The sequence below is a fragment of the Halanaerobium saccharolyticum genome, from assembly GCF_003259895.1.
Classification (GTDB): Bacteria; Bacillota; Halanaerobiia; order Halanaerobiales; family Halanaerobiaceae; genus Halanaerobium; species Halanaerobium saccharolyticum_A.
The window spans coordinates 128745-148793 of the sequence record NZ_QLME01000001.1 but is presented as its reverse complement, the minus strand read 5'-3'; the positions used below and the strand labels follow the sequence as shown (position 1 = coordinate 148793).

Sequence of the window (20049 nt, the reverse complement as noted above, 5' to 3'; positions counted from 1 at the left end):
ATCATAAAAGTGAAGTCTCTATTTTCTCTTAAAACAGAACATAAATATGGTTATATTTTCATTTTGCCAGTTGCAGCGGTACTGGGAATTTTAATAATTTATCCTCTGCTTTATGGATTTTATATTAGTTTTTTTCAAACTAATTTAATAAACAGATGGAATTTTGTTGAGCTAGAAAACTACATAAATATATTTTCTGGAAATAGTGAATTTGTAAATTCAATATTTGTATCTATAAAATTCACCTCAGTAGTTGTTCTATCTCATTTAGTTCTGGGATTATTGTTGGCAGTGATTTTAAATAAAAAAAATCTTCCTTTCAAAGAGCTTTTTAGAAGTATTTTAATGATACCCTGGTTTTTCCCCGAAGTTGTTGTTGCTTTACTATGGAGATGGATTTTTAATTCTATGTATGGTGTATTTAATTACTTATTAATGAATTTAAATATAATAGAAGATAAAATAACCTGGTTAAGCAGCATGAGAGGAGCCTTTTTTGTTGTTGTTTTTACTGCTGTTTGGAAAGGTTATCCTCTTATTTTAGTTATGATTTTAGCTGGTCTTCAATCGATACCTGAAGAATTATATGAGGTGGCAAAAATTGATGGAGCTAATTCTTTTCAAACTTTCTTTTATATTACCCTGCCAAATCTAAGATCAGTTCTATTAGTTTCATTAATTCTAGATACTGTCTGGTGGTTTAAAAATTTCCCTATTGTCTGGTTAATGACTAGAGGGGGACCAGTAAACGCAACTAATGTAGTTAGTATAGATATTTATCAGACAGCTTTTCAGAGTTTCAATTTTGGAAAAGCTTCTGCCAGTGCAGTTATTGTATTTTTTATTTGTTTAGGTATTGCAATGATTTATAAGTCAATGATCACAGAGGAGGAAATGTAATACTATGTTAAAAAAAATGAAAATTAATAATATACTTAGTCTCATAATCTTAATATTTGCTTCCTTTATGGTCTTATTTCCTGTTGCCTGGATGTTATCTACTTCTTTAAAGACTATGCAGGAAATGTTTGTGACTCCACCGAGGTGGATTCCTCAAGAAATTACATTTAGAGCTTTTGCAAGAATCTGGACTGATTATCCATTTGTAAGATTTTTTTATAACAGTATTTTAATTGTTAGTACTACAACTATTGTTTCTCTGTTTTTCTCATCTTTAGCTGGTTATGGAGCTTCTAGATTTAATTTTAAAGGTAAAAGCAGCTTTTTAGTTTTCTTACTGGTAACTCAAATGTTTCCCTCAGTAATGTTATTGATTCCATTTTATAGAGTTTTAAATATTCTGGGGCTAATAAATACACATTTAGGTTTAATTATAGTTTATATGGCTTTTACAACTCCTTTATGTTCCTGGATGATGTATGGTTATTTTGAGAGTATACCAAAAGAATTAGATGATGCGGCGAGCATTGATGGTTGTAGTAAGTTTAGAACCTACTGGCAGATTGTTTTACCTTTAAGTCTTCCGGGGCTGGCGGCAACTGGAATTTATGCTTTTATAATGTCCTGGAATGAATATTTATTTGCACTTGTCTTAACAACAGATGATTCAATGAAAACAGTACCAGTAGGAATTGGTAGTTTGGTTGGACAGTACAGAACAGCCTGGAATGACTTAATGGCTGTATCCTTAGTTGCCAGTATTCCAATGTTAATTGCTTTCTTTTTTCTTTCCAAAAAATTAATTGGTGGCTTAACTGGTGGAGCAGTAAAACAATAATTCAAAATCTAATGGAGGTATATATTATGAAAATTGTAGATGTTAAGGTTTTTCCTGTAAAACCATTTAAACCCGATTGGCTACTGCAGTTTCCTCATACGGGCTGGTTATTTGTTAAAATTATCACTGATCAAGGAATTAGTGGTTTTGGTGAAGCCACTTTAGAGGGAAATATTGAGTCTGTTATTGCAGCTGTAAACAAACTCAAAGGCTATCTTATTGGTAAAGATCCACATCAGATTGAACATCACTGGCAGGCGATGTATAGAGGTAGTTTTTACCGAGGAGGACCTGTTCTTGTAAGTGCTATCAGTGGTCTAGAACAGGCGATGTGGGATATTAAGGGTAAAAGTCTTGAGGTCCCTGTTTATGAACTTCTGGGAGGAGCCTGTAGAAATAAAATTAAGATTTATGCCCATATTCATGGTAATAATACAGAAGAATATATAGCAAGTGCTAAATCCAGACTTGAAGAGGGTTTTGATTCCATAAAAATGCCTTTGCAGGGACCGGTGCTTGGAGTAGATAATCCAGTTTATCTAAAAAGTGTTGCTCATAGATTTAAAAAGGTTAGAGAAACTGTTGGTGACGGTGTAAACATAGCTATTGATTTTCATGGAAGAGTAGGACCGGCTATGGCTTTAAAAATAATTGAAAAGATAAAAGAATATGATCCAATGTTTATAGAAGAACCTGTATTACCAGAAAATGTGGACTCCATGATTCGAATTAATAATCTTACCAGTGAAACAATTGCTACTGGAGAAAGACTTTACACTAAGTGGGGTTTTAGAGAAGTTATAAATAGTCAGGCAGCAGATGTATTACAGCCAGATTTATCTCATGCAGGCGGTATTTTAGAATGTAAAAAAATAGCTGCTATGGCTGAAGCTAATTATACCTCTATAGCTCCTCATTGTCCTCTGGGACCAGTTGCACTGGCTGCGGGACTGCAGTTAGATGCCTGTATTCCCAATTTCTTAATTCAGGAACATGTGTCTCTTGGTGAAGGTTTTTTGAAAGAACCATTTAAGGTTGTTGATGGCTATATAGAATTACCTAAAAAACCGGGGTTGGGAATAGAAATTAAAGAAGAATTATTAGAAAAACATAAGCTTAAAAATGCAGCTTCAATTCAGAGATGGTATCATGATGATGGATCAGTTGCTGACTGGTAAAATATATATATCTAATAATATTGATGAAATTAAATCCAGGAATAAAAGAAGGGAGAGCTTATGTTAAACGGAGTAATAACACCCATGGTAACTCTTTTTAATGAAAATAATAAAATTGATTATGAAGCCAATAAATATCTTGTTAACTATCTAATTGATTCAAAAGTAGACGGTATTTTAATCTTTGGCAGTATTGGTGAATTTTTTAGCATCAGTTTAAAGGAAAAAAAGAAGTATTTATCTTATATAATTGATCTAGTTGACAATAGAGTGCCTATTTTAGTTGGAACTGGTGGAAATATAATAGAAGAAGTAATAGATCTCAGTCAATTTTCTGCTTCCCAAAAAGCTGATGCTATTGTTTTATTGATGCCTTATTTTTTTGATTTAGATCAAAAAAGCATATATAATTATTATACTTCGGTTGCTGAAAATATTGATTTACCTATCTATATTTATAATTTTCCAGCAAGAACTGGGGTTAATTTGGAAATTGATACTATTGCTAAATTAATAAAAAGCAATAAAAAATTTGTTGGTTTAAAAGATTCTGTTACAACACTAGATCATACCAGAAAATTAATTAATAAAATTAAAGCATTGGAGCCAGAATTTGATATATTTTCTGGCTTTGATGAACATTTAATACCAAACTTATTAGTTGGAGGTAATGGTATTATTGGTGGTTTATCAAATATAGTACCAAAATTATTTGTCAGCACTTTAGCTGCCTATAAAAATCAAGAATGGGATAAACTAGAAATATATAATAAAAAAATAAGTATTTTGATGGAAATTTACGATGTTACTAATCCGTTTATTAAAGCTATTAAAGAAGCTGTAGCAATTAATAATAATGATATTTTAGCTTCATGTAAATTTCCAATGAGTGATTGTACCAGAAGTGAAAAGAATGAGATTGAAAAAACAATTGCAAGAGCGGAGATATCTGATTTTATTTAATTTTAAACAAACATATTATTTATTTAGATCGGTTAAGTTAGGAGTTGCTCATATGCTTGATGTAATTACAATGGGAGAAACTATGGTTGCAATAACTTCTGACAGTATGCATTCATTTAAGTATGCAAGTCAGTTTACTAAACATATCGCCGGTGCAGAATCTAATTTTGCTATTGGAGTTCAAAGATTAGGCTTAAAATCAGGCTGGATAAGTAAACTGGGAAAAGATCCCATGGGGGATTATTTAGAATTTTTTATTAGAGGTGAGGGAGTAGATGTAAGCCAGGTAAAAAGAGATAAAAAAAGTAATACTGGGTTAATGATTAAGGATATTATTAATTCACAAACTGCCAATGTTTACTACTATCGTAAAAATTCGGCTGCCAGTAAACTTTCTCCAGAAGATATCAATGAGGAGTATGTTAAACAGGCTAAATTTATTCATTTAAGTGGGATTACACTAGCTTTAAGTGAAAACAGTAGAAAAGCTCTTTTAAAAATGATATCAATTGCAAAAGAGAATACAATAAAAGTTTCTTTTGACCCCAATCTTAGATATAAGCTCTGGTCAGATAAAGCAAAGATGAAAAAAGAGACATTAGAAATCATTGAAAAATCCGATATAATTTTACCAGGTATTGAAGAGGGAAAAAGTTTACTTAATATTTCTCCTCCAGAGGAAATTATAAAGGAATTTTACAAAATCATGAAAGGGCTTGTTGTTTTAAAGTTAGGAAAGGAAGGTGCATTATATTATCAGGGAGATGAAATAGTGCATATTCCTGCATATAAAGTTGAAAATGTTATTGATCCAGTTGGTGCTGGTGATGCTTTTGCTGCTGGATTAATAAGTGGATTAATAAAAAACATGACAATTAAGGAAGCTGTTAAATTAGCTAATCTTGTTGGTGCCTTTTGTGTTACTGTAAAAGGTGATATTGAGGGACTGCCTACCTGGGAACAAATAGAAATTAGTCAAGGTAGGCGAGAAGAATTTCAAAGATAAATGGTTAGTAAAATAATGTTTGGGGAGTTGTAATAATTATGGTAAAGAAAAAACAAACAGATAATCTGGTACAATCTTTATTAAGAGCTATAGATATATTAAACTTAGTTTCTCAAAGCAAAGAAGGTTTAAATGTAACTCAAATTTCTGAAGCTCTTAACTTACATAAAAGTACAGTATATCGTTTGTTAAATACTCTTCAGTATAAAAATTATGTAAAAAAAGATAAGTATAAAAATTATAAAACAGGAAAGAAGATTATTGAACTGGGCAATAAAGCTCTCAATGATATTGACTTAAGAAATGAGGCCAAACCGTACCTGATGGAATTGGGGAATATAACTAAAGAAACAGTTCATTTAGGGATAATAGAAGATTATGAAATTGTTTATATAGATAAAGTTGAAAGTTCTCATACTATCCGGATGCATTCGAGTATAGGAAAAGGAAACCCACTTTACTGTACAGGGGTAGGTAAAGCATTATTAGCCTTTTCTAGTGATAAATATATTGAAGACTTTATAAAAAATAATGAGCTTAAAAGATTTACTCCAAATACTATAACCGAAAAGTCTGAGCTGAGAGATCATTTAAAGAAAATACAAAAACAGGGTTATGCAGTAGATAATATGGAACATGAAGATAATATTCGCTGTGTGGCTACCCCAATTTTCGATCATAAGAAAAATGTTATAGCAGCTATTAGTATTTCTGGACCTGTGCAGAGAATAACTTTAGAGAAAGTTAAGGAGTATGCAGAATTAGCTATTGAATTTTCTCAAAAAATTTCTAGAAGTCTTTTTATTTAACTGAGTTAAACTTAAAATTTGTTTAAGTAACTAATACTACTCTCACCGGGGTTCTATAATTCTGGTGGGAGTTTTTTATATTATAGTTTAAAAATGTAATTTTTTACATAATTTATCAGCCCTTATTTAGAAAGATTACTGATTAAATAAAAAAGATAATTTTATATATCAACATAAATACACATTATTACATAAAAAAACTTATAATAATATGTTTTTTTCATAATAATACAAAAAATACTTGACAATAAAAAATAATATTATATAATACATGTATGGCAGGCAATATTCTGATTATTAAAAAAAGGGGAAATATTAACTTAAGTATGATTTTGTCTGCTAAATACAATTATAATCATTTGGAGGTTGAAGTTATGTTAAGTATTAGAAAAGGGATGGTTGTTTTAGTTGTTCTGGCTGTTTTGTTTAGTATGTCGGGAACAGGCTTTGCTCAAAATGTATCTTTAGAATTTCAGCAGTGGTGGGGAGTAGAATTACCTGAAGGAGAACTTAGAGATATAGCTGATGGATATACTGAAGAGACAGGTATTGAAATTGAGCTATTAAGTAATCCTTATGCAGATACTAGAGATCAGATATCTGCAGGTGCGGCAACAGGAACAATGGCAGATGTAGTTGGTCTTGATGGTTCCTGGGTTTATGACTTTGCGGTACAGGGCTCAATTGCAGACTTAAGCGAACTTATGGAAGCAGATGGGTATGATGACAGTCAACTTTCAGACCAAATTAGAGTTAATGGAGACACTTATATGATTCCAGTCGCAAACTTTGCCTATCCAATGTTTGTTAATCTGGACCTTTTAGAAGAAGCAGGAATTACAGAATTGCCTGAAACTAGATCCGAATTTATTGCGGCTGCAGAAGCAGTAACAGAAAAAACTGGTGCCTATGGCTGGATCATCCCTTTATCAACTTCTACTCCAAGTGGAATTCAAAATAACTTTATGGGATGGTTATGGGCTTCTGGTGGAAGTATGTTAGAAAATGGAAGACCAAATCTTGTTGGTAATGATAAATTAATTGAAACTGTAGAATTCCAGAAAGAATTATTTGATAAAAACCTCGTTTCTCCAGGTGTTTATGCTATGACAGAATCCGATATGGTTGAAGAATTTGCTAATGGTCGAGTAGCTTTTATGATTGACTCTTTAGCACACTTAACAACATTAAGAAGAGGAGAAACAGATCTGAATATGGCAATGATGAAAGTACCAACAATGGATGGCTATAATGGAGAGAGTGGTATAGGTGTTGCAAACTGGGGTATCGGTGTTGCTTCTAATACAGAACATAAAGCTGAATCAATGGACTTTATTGAATATTTAATGAGTCCAGAGGTTAATTCTAGAATTGCAGTAGCTGCTAATGCTTTTCCAGGAAACGTTAATGCAGAACCTGAATATAAAGGAGCTGATCCGTTATTTTTAGATGCCTTTGAAATTTACAAAGATAGTTATGCTATTAATGAATTTACCGGGCTTCCAACATCTGAACAGTTGATGAGAGATTTTGCTGAAAACCTTCAGTTATATCTTGAAGGAGATTATGATTCTGCAGATGAAATGTTAGCTGTTATTGAGGATGAATGGGAAAAAGCATTTGAATAATTAGAATGTGATGGGATAATTAAAAGTTAATAATTGGGCTATATGAGAATTCAAACTCATATAGCTCAATAATTTAGTAAGCTATGAAAGGAGAGTTAGGATTGAAGAAAATATTTAATTCTTTTAATAAAAATGGTCATAAAATAGAAAAAACTCCCTATCTTTATCTTTCTCCTACTTTGATTTTAATGGCTGTACTGCTTATAATACCAATTTTTATGATTCTCCGATATTCTTTTTTCGATAATGTTATTATCAATAAAAATCCTGTATTTGTTGGATTTCAAAACTATATAAATGTTTTAACAGATCCTGATTTTATTGTTGCAGCAAAGAATACATTATTTTTTGTTTCAGTTAGTGTTATAGCCCATCTAGTTATTGGTCTGTTTTTTGCTATGCTGCTTAACACAGACTATCTTGGTGAAAAAACAAAGGGAATTTTTAGAGTTATTTATGCTTTGCCGTGGATGTTTACAGCTTCAGTTATAGCAATCTTGTGGAAGATGATGCTCAACCCTCATGGAATTATTAATTATTTATTGCAGGTTGGAAATTTAGCTTCTACAAATATTGCCTGGTTAAGTTCCAGAAGTTTTGCTTTAATGGCTGTTACACTTATTAATATTTGGGCAGGATATCCATTTTATATGATTAGTATTTTAGCTGGCTTGCAGGGTATTTCTGGGGATTTATATGAGGCAGCAGCAATTGATGGTGCTACACCAGTAAAGCAATTTTTCTATATTACTTTGCCTCAATTAAAACCCATTTTAATAAGTTTATTAACACTTGATTTTGTCTGGACTATTCAGCAGTTTGCATTAATCTGGCTGACAACAGGTGGTGGGCCAATTAATGCTACAGAAACATTTAGTACGTATATTTATAAACAGGCATTTAGCAGGTATCAATATTCTCAGGCTTCAGCAAGTGCAGGTATAGTATTATTTATCTGTACCATCCTGGCAATATTTTATGCTAGACAACAGAAAGCGAGGACATAATCATGTACGGAAAGAAAAAATGGTATATAAAAATGTTAATTATTATTGCTCTTTTATTAGGTGCATTATTTCCTGCTTTTCCAATATTATGGATGTTTTTAAATTCATTTAAGCCAAATCCAGAAATATTTGCCTGGCCACCTACCTGGATATCTAAAGCTTTTAGTATTAGACCTTATCTTGCAATTTTACAGAGTCCAGAAAAACTAAGATTTTTTTTCAATAGTTATTTAATTAGTTTTTTTGTTGTTGCTTTAACTCTGGTTATCAGCATTTTAGCTGCTTATGCTTTTAGTAGATTTGAATTTCCTGGCAAAGGTATCCTGAATACAATGATTATCAGTGTACAGGCTGTACCACCAATTACTCTGCTAATACCATATTTAGGATTAGTAGTAACTTTGCGTCTATATAATACATATGGAGCTTTAATTTTAACCTATTTATTATTTACACTTCCATATGCAATACTGATGATGACAGCTTATATGAATACACTGCCGCAGGAACTCGATGAGGCAGTAATGATTGACGGCGGATCACGTATAAAAGCGCTCTGGTATGTGCTGGTGCCAACTTCTGTTCCAGGATTGGTTTCAGTAGGTATGTATACTTTTATGAGGGCCTGGAACGAATATTTATTTGCTCTGACTCTAACAAAGACTAATGATATGCGGACAGTTCCAGTTGGTATCAGTTTATTGATGGGGCAGCATGCTTATGAATGGAACCAGATGCTTGCAATGAGTGTCATGGGATCTTTTCCTGTACTTATTTTATTTCTTTTCTTCCAGAAGTATTTTATTGCTGGTATGACAGCAGGTTCTGTCAAACACTAGTAATTTAAATAGAGATTATTGAATCAAATAAATAAAAATGAAGTTATTAATTTAGGAGGTAATATTAATGTTAATGAATATGAAAGATTTACTTAAGGTGGCAAATGAACATAATTTTGCAGTACCAGCATTCAATATCAGTGACTATGCAATGCTTAATGGTATTTTTGAGGCAGTTGAAGAAAAACAGGCTCCAGTAATTATTGCTATCCATCCGGATGAGTTGAGCCATACTAAGCCAGAAATAGTAAAAGCAATAACCGAAAAAGCTAACAAAACCAAGGTGCCTGTCTGTATACATCTGGACCATGGTTCCTCTCTTGCTCAAATTATGCTTGCTATAAAAAGTGGTTTTACTTCAGTTATGATTGATGGTTCCAGTTTACCATTAGAAGAAAATATCGCTATCTGTCAGGAAATTGTTAAAGTAGCCCATTCAGTTGATATATCTGTAGAGGGAGAATTGGGAACAATTGGTTCAACTGATGCAGAAGCTGAGGCTGGCGAGAATGAGATTATTTATACAGATCCAGATGTTGCAAAACGTTTTGTTAAAGAAACTGGAATTGACACACTGGCAGTTGCTATTGGTACATCTCATGGTATTTATCCTGAAGGGATGGAGCCAGAATTACAGCTTGAATTATTAAAAGAAATAAAATCTAAAGTAGACATACCACTTGTATTACATGGAGGTTCCAGTAATCCTGATCAAGAAATTTGCCGGTCTGTAGAATTGGGAATTAACAAAATAAATATTTCAAGTGATATTAAGGCGGCTTATTATAAAAAAATGCGAGAAGTTCTAAAAGATGGCTCTCTAAGAGAACCAAATACAATTCAACCCCCATGTATTAAAGCAATGAAAGAAATTGCTTTTCATAAAATTGAATTATTTAATACAGATGATAAAGCAAGACTATATTAAATTTAAATTAATTATAATAGATATAGACATCCTTTGATAAAAAGGATGTCTATATCTACTCATTTTCTATGGGTACTATATTTACTTTACATCCGTGAGAATTTAAGCGGCTAATAAACATTCCATCAGACTTATTATCAGTGATTATGATATCATAATCAGCAATGTCAGAAACTTTAACTACACCCTGTCTGGGTAATTTAGAATTATCAACTAGTAAATATGTTTCTTCACAGTTATTTACTATATATTCCTTGATTTCAACATCATCCACTCTTGTTTCTGTGGCATAAAGATCAGAATCAATACCGTGACAGGACATAAAAGCTTTATTTGGTTTAAAATGTTTTAAGTTATTAATTGTTAAATAGCGGTAGGTAGAAAAAGTTTCATAATTTAAAGTTCCACCCAGGTTTATTACATTCCATTTTGGATTATTAATATTTGTAAGTTGATTTAATAATCTAACTGAGTGAACAATAAAAGTAATATTATAATTTTTCGGTATATAGTTTGTGATATGCATTACGGTGGTGCTATTATCTAAAAATATTGTATCAAACTCTGAAACAGATTTTGCAGCATGCTTACAAATAGCTTTTTTTTCAGCAAGATTTCTTTTTTCTCTTTCCTGTAAGGGTACAAATTCCCAGGTGTTTTTTTGAGCTGCTACTGCTCCTCCATAAGTTTTAGTCAGGAGATTTTTTTCTTCCAGGGCTGTCAGGTCTCTTCTGACTGTTTCTCGTGAAGTATCAAGGATATCTACTAATTCATTAGATTTAACACTGCCATTTTCTGCTAGCAGTTCTAAGATCTTATTTCTTCTATCAACAATTTTAGACATAAAGCACACACTCCCATTTAATTAGTTTATATAAGTAGTTTATCATTAAAAATTACCCTGTGTAAAATAAATTTAAGAGGTGAAAAAATGGAGATTAATAAAAAGTATATTTCAGCATTTGATAAAATAGAAAAAACAGTAGAGAAAAAAAGGAAATCTCACCAATATCCTGCGATGGGATATACCAGCAATCTTGATTTAATAAGTAATTTTAATGTTGAAAAATTTAATCAGCTTATAAATGATGAATTACCAGAACTGTCTACACAAGACTTAAAAATTGCTGACAAAATAGATTCTGTTGAAAAGTTAATACAAACAGTTGCTTACTTTTGTGTTAAAGGTATAGGTGGGGAAGTAGATATAGAAGACGAAAAACTTTTAACAAAATATTTTGATTGGGAATATGGAATCGGAGGGACTGCTGTTCAGGCAGCTATGGCTCTGGCAACTATAAAATGTCCCTCAATTGTTCATTTAACAGAAAAATCTAGAGAAATGTGTGATCTTTTAGCAGATCCCAATTTATATACTGTTTTAGAGAATGGGGAGTTAGCTAACACAGATCAGATTAAATCGCTGACAGAACACGAAATTCATTTTATCATTCAATTTAAAAAAGATGACATTATTAAATTAAGCGATCAAGAAATTAAAATTCCTGATTCAAATCGGCTGATAATCACCCAAACTACAATTAATAAAAATTTGCCCTTATCAACTGCTTATTTTAAGTATATTGAAGATAATGCTGAAAAAATAAGTAGTAATGTCTTATCAAGTTTTAATGTAATTGAGGATAAAGATTTGTTATTAGATAGATTAAATTATATAAAAAACCATTTAAAAAAATTTAGAGCCAAAAATAATTCTGGAATAATATTTTTTGAAGATGCCCACTATCATAAATTGGAGATAAAAAAATTGTGTATGCAAAATATTTATCCAGAACTTGATATCTTAAGTCTAAATGAAGAAGAACTGGAGTATACATTAAATGTATATGATTTCCCGGTGGAAATTGACGATATCAGCAGCTGTGTTAAAGGGGCAGAATATTTAAGAGAAAAATTTGGTATAAAAAAGGGAGTTATCGTGCATACTAAAGACTACTCAATGTATGTAGGACAGGATCTCAAAATAAATATAGAAGCAGGACTTATTTATGGAAATTTACTGGCAACTGCTAAAGCCAAGTATGGACATTATGGGAATATAGAAGAAATTTCTGAGCTGTTTGAGCTTGAACTTAGTCCCAGAGGCGTAAGTGCCAGAGAAAAAATTGATAATAATCTGGATTCAAATGAAGTAATTATTGTTCCAACAAAATATATAGATAAGCCTAAATATACTATTGGTCTGGGAGATACTTTTGTTGCAGGTGTTCAGTTATGTTTTTAGTTTTTATTTAAACTATAAATTAAAGCTGATATAATATAAATAGGTGGTGAATTATGGAAAATAACAATGATAAATCAGTTTTAGCTACAATTGAAGATAAATTTGAAGATGTTTTTCCTGCAGAACAGAAAATTGCAAGTTTTATTTTAGATAATCCAGAAAAAGCAGTTAATGCAAATGTTTCTGAACTGGCTAATTTTAGTGATGTAAGTGATGCGACAGTAATTAGATTTTGTAAACACCTGGGATATGAAGGTTATTATCAGTTAAGAATTAATTTATCAAGAGATCTTGGAAGAAAACAAATAGATGATAATTCATCAGAATCAGATTCGGTCAATAGTATTTTTAATCAATTCTCCTCAAAAATTAAAGAAATTGGAGAGATTATTTCTGAAGATAAAATGAGAAAAGCTGTTGAACTCATAACTTCTGCTAATCTGGTTCATCTGGCTGCAGTTGGTAATACCAGCCCTCTGGTTATGTATATGGGTTTCAGGTTAGAAAGACTGGGTATTCGCTGTACTTATAACAGTTTGCCCGAATATTTTTTAAATCATATTAATTTAGCCCAAAAAGATGATTTGCTTTTTGTAATTTCTCAATCAGGAACTTCAAAACATATAGTTCAAGCTATGGAACTGGCTAAAAAGAAAGGACTTAAGACAGTCGCGGTAACAGGACATAAATATTCACCTGTTTCCAGACTGGCCGACTGTTTGCTTTTATCCAGTGATGAAGATCAACCTTTTGATTATTATAAAACCTATTCTCATTTGTGCGAAATGTCTGTGGTTGATGCTCTTTTAAATTTAGTTACTAATAAAGATAAGATTTTGGAGACTGATGCTGATAAACCCGAAATTATATTATCAGAGTCAAAATTATAAAGTCAGGGAGGATAAACAATATGCTGAATTCTGAAAAATTGACTGAACTTAGAAAGAAGACCATTGATTATTTTGACAAAGCTCATATTGTATTAACCGAACAGGAAAAGAAAAATATTGAAATTGCTGATTTTGGACTTAATGATCTAGAAAGAACTGGCCTGCAGCTGGTTACTTATGTTAATAATGATCGATATTGTGCTAAAGAGATGGTTTTGTTTCCAGATCAATGCTGTCCTGAACATAAACACCCAGCAAGAGGAGACAGTGAACCGGGAAAGCGGGAAACATTTAGGTGTCGATATGGAAAGGTTTATTTATATGTTGATGGTGAAAGCTCGGATAATTTAAGCACTAATCCACCTGAGGGAGAAGAGCAATATTTTACTGTATCAAAAGAAATTATTTTAAATCCAGGAGAACAATATACGATAGCTCCTAATACTCTGCACTGGTTTAAGGCAGGAGAAGATGGGGCTGTGGTTTCGGAATTTTCTTCTAACAGTGAAGACGAATCAGATATATTTACTGATCCCAGAATAAAAAGAATTCCTGATTATGAGGATTGATTTAAAAATTATATTTATTCTTAAAGAAAGGAATTATGATGAATCTATTTAATAGAGATTATTCTACAGAAGACATACGTAAATATTTTGGAAGTTTAGAACAGTTAGCTGGGATGAGAAAATATAGTTTCAGTCAGGGAAAAGCAAAAAACGTTGAAGTAGTAGAATTTAGAACAGGAAGTGGTTTGAGATTTGAAGTTTTAGTGGATAGGGGTTTGGATATTGGACTCTGTGAATTTAAAGGGATTCCAATTTCTTTCAGATCTGCTGTAGGAGAAGCTTCCCCCTTTTTATTTGAAGCTGAAGGTGATCAGTGGTTTAGAAATTTTTCTGGTGGGCTTTTAACGGGTTGTGGTCTGACTTATCTTGGGGCTCCTGACATAGATCAAGGTCAAGAATTAGGGCTGCATGGACGAATAAGTAATATACCTGCTGAATCTGTATCAACTTTTGAAGAAAAAGATGAAGAATCAGTATTTTTTAATCTTAAAGGTAGGGTTAGGGAGACCAAAACTTTATCAACTAATTTATTATTAGAAAGAACTATTTCTGCAGAGCTTGGTAAAAATAAAATAAGTATTCATGATACAATAACAAATGTAGGTTTTACAAAAGAACCTTTAATGTTTCTTTACCACATTAATCTTGGTCATCCTTTAGTTGACAAGGGGACAAAGTTACATTCCGATTCTTTAAATGTACAAGCGAGAGATGATATTTCTGCTAGATATTTAAGTAATTACGAAAATTATTTAGGACCAACTCCTAATTATCCAGATGTTGTTTTTTATCATGATATTCGAGAAAATAAAGATGGATTTTGTGAAGTTAGTTTAAAGAATACAAAACTGGGTCTGGCATTTAAACTAAAGTATAGAAAAGATAATCTACCTAATTTTGTGCAGTGGAAATATACTAATCAGGGGAATTATGTGACAGGTTTAGAACCTTCTAATTCTAAAGCCGAAGGTAGAAGTAAAGCGCGAGAAGAGAAAGAACTTGAATATATTGAACCTGGAGAACATAAAGAATATTTTTTAGAAATGAGCATTGAAGAGTTATAATAAAATATTAAGAATAGTTCTTATGGTTTCGCCAGGACTATTCTTTTTTATTTATCATCAAAATAATTATTTTACTTTATTTCCAAATAATTCTATGATATACTTTATATAGTATAAATATTAGAAATGGAGGGAAATTAATGCAGAAAAAGTTTGATGTTACAGCTCATAACTATGACTTTGTTTTTAAAGATTCTTTTAATCTTTTTAAGAACGATATTTCTGATTTTTTAGAGGTAGAGCTGCCTGGAATTGCCTCTTATCTGGAAACTGAATTTGCTGAAATCGAAACAAATTTAGCATTACTTGATTTAAATTTTATGCTGGAAGATGGATCAATTCTTCACTTAGAGGAAGAAGCAGAAATTTCTGTTTCGGACTTAATTCGTTTTGCTAGTTATGACCTAAAGTTGTATAATAGGTATAGAGATAGAGTTCGGACGATAATTTTATGCATTAAGGGCTATACTGATTCAACAGCAGGATTTAACTGCGGCAGTCTTGGTTATAGATCAACTGTTGTAGATATGTCTAAAAAAGATGGCAAAAAGAAACTGGAAGAATTAAAAGAAAAAATTGAAAATAAGGAAAAGATCAATTATCTTGATTTAATATTTCTTCCCTTAATGAATAGCGATCAAAAAATAGTTGAACGGGTTAAAGAAACTATTGAGCTGGAGAAAAAACTGGAAGTAGAAAGTAATTAAAAAAATAATCTTGTTGCAATGACTTTTGTATTGAGTGATAAATTTTTAAGTGATCAGGAAATTTCAGAAATATGGAGGGATTACAAGATGGTTAGAATATTTAAGTATGCAGAGGAACAGGGAGAGAAAAAGGGAGAAAGAAAATTATTTAAGACATTGGTAAAGGTAATTTTGAAGGCTGCGATGATAAAATCCTGGAATTAATTGATCGGGCAGAAATCAGTAAAATTGAAGAGTTAAGTGAAAGAATTTCGAAGATTAAAGATTTAAAAGAATTAGAAGAAGCATTAAAGCATTAAAAATAGTTGAATAGAAAACAGTTTTGTATAATTTTACTCCTGGTGTTCTTTGATTAGCTGCCAGGAGTATTTTTATTTACTTTTCAAAAAGAAGAAATCTAAACTAAAAGCGATTTGAATTATTTACAGAAATGCTTTTGCTAATTTTGTCGATTAGATTGAAAAGATATCCAGGTTGGGTCGCAACAGGGCTAAATTTAAAAAAGAATTTCAGGAGTAAAATTAAAATTGAAACTTCCGAACAAATGTATTATAATAAAACTAGATAGAATTAGTAATAACAGATGATATTTTAAAGATATATCAAAGGAAGGTGGAAGATGAAGGATTTTATTCAATTGATAAACCCTAATACTTCACTTTTTATTATAGGTAATGGATTTGATTTGATGCATAACGTTCCATCAAGTTATTATAATTTCAGAGATTTTCTGGGATGGAATAATAGGCTTAGAAATGTCCTGGAGAATTACATTAAAAGAGATGATTTGTGGGCAGATTTTGAAGAAAGTCTTGCTTATATAGATGATGTTGCTATGCTAGGGACAACCAATGATATGATGGATATCTTTGATGTGAAGGATCAATTTGATGATGATTTTTCTGCAGCAGATTTTTTCACGGCGGCTGAGGCTGCTATTGAACCTGCACAAACAATTATGAGGGAGTTGCAGAGGCAATTTAAGGAATGGGTATCTACTTTAAAAATATCCAATTCTGCAAAACCTCTTATAGATATTTTAAACAATAAATCTAAATTTATAAATTTCAATTACACTGAATTTTTAGAGGCAATATACGGAATATCCAAAAATAATATCTGGTATATTCATGGAGATAGAAGAGATAAAAACAAAAAACTAGTTCTAGGACATGCACCTGAATCTGAATTTCAAAGAAAAGATAATACAGGGAAATTTGGTAGAAAGTCTTCAAAGATAAAAAATCAAACAGAATATGATTTACGTGAAACGGCAGGTTATGGTTTGATTGAATATTATGATGCTACCACCAAGAAATCAGATGATGTGATTAAAGACAATAAAGATAAATTTGAGAATTTCAGGTACATAGAAAATGTAGTTGTTATAGGCCATTCTCTTTCACAGGTAGATTATTCCTACTTTAAAGAAATAATTAAGCATAATCAGAATGCTGCAGACACGAACTGGCATATCAGCTGGTATAGTTCTGGAGACTTGAAACGAATAAAGCAATTTGTGTCAGGGATGAATATTTCAAATTCTAAGGTAAAGATTTTTAGGACATAAGTATCTTTAAATGATAACTGCAAAAGAAGTTATTTTTATTGGGGTTTTTTTATTTCACTTCAATTAAATGCCTTCTGTGTAGCAGGTCATATTTTATTTTGCAATTCCCGGTAATTTTAGTATACAGGAATTAGAAGTAAAAAATAATCTAAATAAACTTGATATTTACATTTTTTTACAGTATAATATTGATATAAGTTATAAAATTCGATAATTCTATAAGAGGTGAAGGTTATGTTTTACGAAAAAGAAAGAAAAATGGTTCCTCACATTATTGAAGGACTCAAAAATGTTTTTAGTATAAATAAAAAAATAGCTATTGCAGAGGAATTAACAGTTAGCAGTAGGATTATTGATTTAGTATTTTTAACAATTGAAAATGAAGATTTATTAGACGAAGAGATTATTAATAAGTTAAAAAGACTAAATAGTTCTGAACAATATATTTTATCTCTTATGAGTGAGTATGGGGATTTTTCTATTCAGAAAATTGCTTCTGATACTTTTTCTGACTATTATAATATCAAAAATGATTATATTGAACTTTTTTTGAAATTGAATCTTATTGAACAGTTATCTCGTTATAGATTTAAGGTTATTGAACCATTAATTAATTCAATTGGAGAATTATATGCAGTAGAAGCCAAGTTATCTAGGTGGAAAGAAGCCATCGCTCAGGCTGAAGATACAAAGAGATTTGCAGATTATTCTTATGTAGCAATGGATGCAGAATTTGCGAATGAAAAGAAAAATGCAATAATATCCCATTTTACTGAAAAAAATATAGGTCTAATTTTAGTAGATGAAGATGGTAGTCTCTCTGCAGCTGTAAATACAAAAAAAGTAAATTCAAAAAACAAAACAGAATCCAGACTACAACAATTAAAAGCCCTGCAGGATTTTAATACCAATAAAAAATGGAAGGTATTAAATTAAATATAAGAGAGGACTGGTGTTTGATGAGTGAAGATGCAACTTTGTATTTAACATTGGACGAAGTTGATGATTTATTTGAAGATTATTCAGTAGTTGACAGTCTTGAACCAGGAGCTCAGGGATTCGTGTTTAAAGTAAAAAGAGAAGAGGAAGAACTTTTATAGTGCTGTATAAGAATTTGGGTTACAGAACAAGTTGTATTGATGATATTTCAGGAGTTATGTTACTGCCAAGTGGTATAAATATAGAATATTTAAAGAGCAGAATTAATGATAATAAATATGGTGATAGAGCAATTCTATTTGATCCTCAGTTATATTTAACAGAACTAATTGAGGAAGAAGAGTCAGTAAATATATATTACCAGTTCCAATTATTAAAAACGCAGAAGATGGGTTTACAGAACAGTTGAAATGGATTAAAAATGCTCTGGAACTTAAATCAGAATATAATGGAGATTTTTTAGCTTCTTTAACAATTGATGATAGTATATTACTTCAGAGTGATTTTGATGATAATATTGTTTTACAAACTATATTAGATAATATTTCAACACTTAGATCTTTAGATGGAATTTATTTAGTTATTTTAAGAAATAAATATGATACACTTTATCAAATTAGTCCCAGAATAGCTTCAAGTTTATTAGAAATCTCATATTTAATTGGTATTAGAGCTAAAAAGCAGGTAATTATAAATTTTGAAGATGTTTATGGACTTGTATGTATGGGTGTTGGTGCAGATGGATTTGCTACAGGATATTCTACCAGCAAAAGAAAAATGAGTTTTTCTAATTTTAAAAGTTCATTCGGTAGATCTTTTCCAAAATTTTATTCTCATAATTTAATTGGCGATTTTTTATCAGAGACTGATTTAAATAAAATTAGGGATAATTATTTAATTCAAATGATCGAAGATGACAAAACAGCTTTAAGCGAGGGACTATTTGCAGCACTTAAACAAAATCAATCTGCTGCTAATGTACTTGAATGGAGAGAGACACAGAATCATACAACTACTGCAGAAAATAATAGAATGAAACGAATCAATAAAGCTGTGGAAAAAATAAATGATAGAAATGATTCAAAGAGTAAAGTTGATTTTATTAAAGAATGGTTATTATCAGCAGATATGAAAAGAACCTATTTTTCGGAAAGATTTGAAGATGACCCCTTAAGTGACGAAAGTAGACATGTCCGTGTGTGGCGGAAGGTTTTTGAGGATTTTTTAAATAAATATAATTTGTAGAGCATTTTCGCTAATATTATATAAGTGTTATATTAACTGTAGAGGAGAATATATTTACAGTTATTTCTAGATCTTGATATTTATATATGTTTAAATGAGAAAAATGAAGCTGACCGTGAACACTTGATAAAAATTTTATTATATGGAGAAAAATTATGGAGATGATATATATGGCTATTTCTTCTATTTTTGATAAATTTGTTATTGATTCAGATGAAAAATTAGAAATTCTATTAAAACCAGTCAATGAAAACGAAAAATATAATGTCCCTGAAATTGATGTGGAAAAAGAAATGGCCAGGGGTGAAAAGATATTAGAGGAAATGTAATATTGCTGCAGTTCTTTTTTTAATAAAAATAATTTAAAGTTTAACTATAAGGGCATAAAAGATTTTTTCCAAAAGGAGGAAACAAAAAATGGCTAAAAAATTAACTGGTAAAGATATTTTGCTCCTTTTGCTATATTTACCTGGTAAAACAGATAAGAAAAATGAACCGATAATTGGTAGAACTAGATTAACTAAGATGATCTATATTTTTAATAAGGAACTCAAAAATAAATTTGATCATCTTGACGAATCTACTCTTCCTGATTTTTTTGCTTATGATTATGGACCATTTTCTAAAGATTTATTGGATGATATACAATTTTTTGTTAATATTGATTTTGTAATTGAAAAAGTAGAGAAAATCCAGCTTTGCAATTCCCGGTAATTTTAGTATA

The 20049-nt window shown here is 30.9% G+C and carries 23 protein-coding genes; 22 read left to right on the top strand and 1 reads right to left on the bottom strand.

Annotated elements, in window-relative coordinates:
- Window positions 1–9: 9 nt before the first annotated feature.
- The 10 genes from C7958_RS00720 to C7958_RS00675 all read left to right on the top strand — a co-directional run bounded on the left by C7958_RS00720 (window position 10) and on the right by C7958_RS00675 (window position 10096).
- Window positions 10–900: a carbohydrate ABC transporter permease gene (locus tag C7958_RS00720; RefSeq protein ID WP_208320732.1), complete on the top strand. Its 891-nt coding sequence runs from the start codon at window positions 10–12 to the stop codon at window positions 898–900.
- A gap of 4 nt (window positions 901–904) precedes the next feature.
- Entirely contained in the window at window positions 905–1738 is an 834-nt protein-coding gene (locus tag C7958_RS00715; RefSeq protein ID WP_111570745.1) for a carbohydrate ABC transporter permease, read from the top strand.
- A 26-nt stretch (window positions 1739–1764) separates the two neighbouring features.
- On the top strand, window positions 1765–2916 hold the full coding sequence (dgoD, locus tag C7958_RS00710; RefSeq protein ID WP_111570744.1) for a galactonate dehydratase: 1152 nt from the start codon (window positions 1765–1767) through the stop codon (window positions 2914–2916).
- Window positions 2917–2976: 60 nt separating this feature from the next.
- The gene (gene dapA, locus C7958_RS00705; protein ID WP_111570743.1) at window positions 2977–3879 is read left to right on the top strand and encodes a 4-hydroxy-tetrahydrodipicolinate synthase; all 903 of its coding nucleotides are present in this window, start codon (window positions 2977–2979) and stop codon (window positions 3877–3879) included.
- A 52-nt stretch (window positions 3880–3931) separates the two neighbouring features.
- A complete protein-coding gene (locus tag C7958_RS00700) occupies window positions 3932–4885 on the top strand; it encodes a sugar kinase (RefSeq protein ID WP_111570742.1) in 954 nt (317 codons plus the stop codon).
- A gap of 38 nt (window positions 4886–4923) precedes the next feature.
- Window positions 4924–5694 carry an IclR family transcriptional regulator gene (locus C7958_RS00695; protein WP_111570741.1) on the top strand — a complete coding sequence of 257 codons (771 nt, stop codon included), beginning with the start codon at window positions 4924–4926 and terminating at the stop codon, window positions 5692–5694.
- A gap of 374 nt (window positions 5695–6068) precedes the next feature.
- Window positions 6069–7322: an ABC transporter substrate-binding protein gene (locus tag C7958_RS00690; protein WP_208320731.1), complete on the top strand. Its 1254-nt coding sequence runs from the start codon at window positions 6069–6071 to the stop codon at window positions 7320–7322.
- Between the two features lie 188 nt (window positions 7323–7510).
- Window positions 7511–8329, top strand: coding sequence for a carbohydrate ABC transporter permease (locus C7958_RS00685; protein WP_347877274.1), 819 nt, complete (start codon window positions 7511–7513; stop codon window positions 8327–8329).
- Between the two features lie 2 nt (window positions 8330–8331).
- Complete coding sequence (locus tag C7958_RS00680) at window positions 8332–9168, top strand: carbohydrate ABC transporter permease (protein WP_111570738.1); 837 nt, start codon at window positions 8332–8334, stop codon at window positions 9166–9168.
- A gap of 67 nt (window positions 9169–9235) precedes the next feature.
- Window positions 9236–10096, top strand: coding sequence for a ketose-bisphosphate aldolase (locus tag C7958_RS00675; RefSeq protein ID WP_111570737.1), 861 nt, complete (start codon window positions 9236–9238; stop codon window positions 10094–10096).
- Between the two features lie 55 nt (window positions 10097–10151).
- Here C7958_RS00675 and C7958_RS00670 read toward each other — a convergent pair whose 3' ends face one another.
- On the bottom strand, window positions 10152–10940 hold the full coding sequence (locus C7958_RS00670) for a DeoR/GlpR family DNA-binding transcription regulator (RefSeq protein WP_111570736.1): 789 nt from the start codon (window positions 10938–10940) through the stop codon (window positions 10152–10154).
- Between the two features lie 87 nt (window positions 10941–11027).
- Between C7958_RS00670 and C7958_RS00665 the strand changes: the two genes are divergently transcribed.
- From C7958_RS00665 to C7958_RS00610, 12 genes are all read left to right on the top strand, one after another.
- Window positions 11028–12341 carry an ADP-dependent glucokinase/phosphofructokinase gene (locus tag C7958_RS00665; RefSeq protein WP_111570735.1) on the top strand — a complete coding sequence of 438 codons (1314 nt, stop codon included), beginning with the start codon at window positions 11028–11030 and terminating at the stop codon, window positions 12339–12341.
- 53 nt (window positions 12342–12394) lie between these two features.
- Window positions 12395–13231, top strand: coding sequence for a MurR/RpiR family transcriptional regulator (locus tag C7958_RS00660; protein ID WP_111570734.1), 837 nt, complete (start codon window positions 12395–12397; stop codon window positions 13229–13231).
- Window positions 13232–13251: 20 nt separating this feature from the next.
- A complete protein-coding gene (locus tag C7958_RS00655; protein WP_111570733.1) occupies window positions 13252–13800 on the top strand; it encodes a D-lyxose/D-mannose family sugar isomerase in 549 nt (182 codons plus the stop codon).
- Window positions 13801–13838: 38 nt separating this feature from the next.
- Window positions 13839–14864: an aldose 1-epimerase family protein gene (locus C7958_RS00650; RefSeq protein ID WP_166668472.1), complete on the top strand. Its 1026-nt coding sequence runs from the start codon at window positions 13839–13841 to the stop codon at window positions 14862–14864.
- A gap of 140 nt (window positions 14865–15004) precedes the next feature.
- Window positions 15005–15571: a hypothetical protein gene (locus C7958_RS00645; RefSeq protein ID WP_111570731.1), complete on the top strand. Its 567-nt coding sequence runs from the start codon at window positions 15005–15007 to the stop codon at window positions 15569–15571.
- A 619-nt stretch (window positions 15572–16190) separates the two neighbouring features.
- Window positions 16191–17141 (top strand): bacteriophage abortive infection AbiH family protein, encoded by a 951-nt coding sequence (locus C7958_RS00635; RefSeq protein ID WP_111570729.1) that lies wholly within the window; start codon window positions 16191–16193, stop codon window positions 17139–17141.
- Window positions 17142–17375: 234 nt separating this feature from the next.
- Entirely contained in the window at window positions 17376–18077 is a 702-nt protein-coding gene (locus C7958_RS00630; protein ID WP_111570728.1) for a hypothetical protein, read from the top strand.
- Window positions 18078–18100: 23 nt separating this feature from the next.
- On the top strand, window positions 18101–18241 hold the full coding sequence (locus tag C7958_RS15560; RefSeq protein WP_166668471.1) for a hypothetical protein: 141 nt from the start codon (window positions 18101–18103) through the stop codon (window positions 18239–18241).
- Window positions 18241–18489: a hypothetical protein gene (locus C7958_RS00620; RefSeq protein ID WP_111570726.1), complete on the top strand. Its 249-nt coding sequence runs from the start codon at window positions 18241–18243 to the stop codon at window positions 18487–18489. Before C7958_RS15560 ends, C7958_RS00620 begins: the two co-directional genes overlap by 1 nt.
- Complete coding sequence (locus C7958_RS00615) at window positions 18486–19325, top strand: hypothetical protein (protein WP_111570725.1); 840 nt, start codon at window positions 18486–18488, stop codon at window positions 19323–19325. Before C7958_RS00620 ends, C7958_RS00615 begins: the two co-directional genes overlap by 4 nt.
- Window positions 19326–19480: 155 nt before the next feature.
- Window positions 19481–19654 (top strand): hypothetical protein, encoded by a 174-nt coding sequence (locus tag C7958_RS15555; protein ID WP_166668470.1) that lies wholly within the window; start codon window positions 19481–19483, stop codon window positions 19652–19654.
- 88 nt (window positions 19655–19742) lie between these two features.
- Window positions 19743–20039 carry a hypothetical protein gene (locus tag C7958_RS00610; RefSeq protein WP_111570724.1) on the top strand — a complete coding sequence of 99 codons (297 nt, stop codon included), beginning with the start codon at window positions 19743–19745 and terminating at the stop codon, window positions 20037–20039.
- The last annotated feature ends 10 nt before the right edge of the window (window positions 20040–20049 follow it).

What these genes read in the sequence shown, in the direction of transcription:
- C7958_RS00675 (WP_111570737.1), top strand. Translation starts at nt 9,236, where the DNA reads ATGTTAATGAATATGAAAGATTTACTTAAGGTGGCAAATGAACATAAT.
- C7958_RS00670 (WP_111570736.1), bottom strand. Translation starts at nt 10,940, where the DNA reads ATGTCTAAAATTGTTGATAGAAGAAATAAGATCTTAGAACTGCTAGCA.
- C7958_RS00645 (WP_111570731.1), top strand. Translation starts at nt 15,005, where the DNA reads ATGCAGAAAAAGTTTGATGTTACAGCTCATAACTATGACTTTGTTTTT.
- C7958_RS00685 (WP_347877274.1), top strand. Translation starts at nt 7,511, where the DNA reads ATGGCTGTACTGCTTATAATACCAATTTTTATGATTCTCCGATATTCT.
- dapA (WP_111570743.1), top strand. Translation starts at nt 2,977, where the DNA reads ATGTTAAACGGAGTAATAACACCCATGGTAACTCTTTTTAATGAAAAT.
- C7958_RS00655 (WP_111570733.1), top strand. Translation starts at nt 13,252, where the DNA reads ATGCTGAATTCTGAAAAATTGACTGAACTTAGAAAGAAGACCATTGAT.
- C7958_RS00630 (WP_111570728.1), top strand. Translation starts at nt 17,376, where the DNA reads ATGTTTTACGAAAAAGAAAGAAAAATGGTTCCTCACATTATTGAAGGA.
- C7958_RS00665 (WP_111570735.1), top strand. Translation starts at nt 11,028, where the DNA reads ATGGAGATTAATAAAAAGTATATTTCAGCATTTGATAAAATAGAAAAA.
- C7958_RS00700 (WP_111570742.1), top strand. Translation starts at nt 3,932, where the DNA reads ATGCTTGATGTAATTACAATGGGAGAAACTATGGTTGCAATAACTTCT.
- C7958_RS00690 (WP_208320731.1), top strand. Translation starts at nt 6,069, where the DNA reads ATGTTAAGTATTAGAAAAGGGATGGTTGTTTTAGTTGTTCTGGCTGTT.
- C7958_RS00650 (WP_166668472.1), top strand. Translation starts at nt 13,839, where the DNA reads ATGAATCTATTTAATAGAGATTATTCTACAGAAGACATACGTAAATAT.
- C7958_RS00695 (WP_111570741.1), top strand. Translation starts at nt 4,924, where the DNA reads ATGGTAAAGAAAAAACAAACAGATAATCTGGTACAATCTTTATTAAGA.
- C7958_RS00610 (WP_111570724.1), top strand. Translation starts at nt 19,743, where the DNA reads ATGGCTAAAAAATTAACTGGTAAAGATATTTTGCTCCTTTTGCTATAT.
- C7958_RS15555 (WP_166668470.1), top strand. Translation starts at nt 19,481, where the DNA reads ATGGAGATGATATATATGGCTATTTCTTCTATTTTTGATAAATTTGTT.
- C7958_RS00715 (WP_111570745.1), top strand. Translation starts at nt 905, where the DNA reads ATGTTAAAAAAAATGAAAATTAATAATATACTTAGTCTCATAATCTTA.
- C7958_RS00680 (WP_111570738.1), top strand. Translation starts at nt 8,332, where the DNA reads ATGTACGGAAAGAAAAAATGGTATATAAAAATGTTAATTATTATTGCT.
- C7958_RS00635 (WP_111570729.1), top strand. Translation starts at nt 16,191, where the DNA reads ATGAAGGATTTTATTCAATTGATAAACCCTAATACTTCACTTTTTATT.
- dgoD (WP_111570744.1), top strand. Translation starts at nt 1,765, where the DNA reads ATGAAAATTGTAGATGTTAAGGTTTTTCCTGTAAAACCATTTAAACCC.
- C7958_RS00660 (WP_111570734.1), top strand. Translation starts at nt 12,395, where the DNA reads ATGGAAAATAACAATGATAAATCAGTTTTAGCTACAATTGAAGATAAA.
- C7958_RS15560 (WP_166668471.1), top strand. Translation starts at nt 18,101, where the DNA reads ATGAGTGAAGATGCAACTTTGTATTTAACATTGGACGAAGTTGATGAT.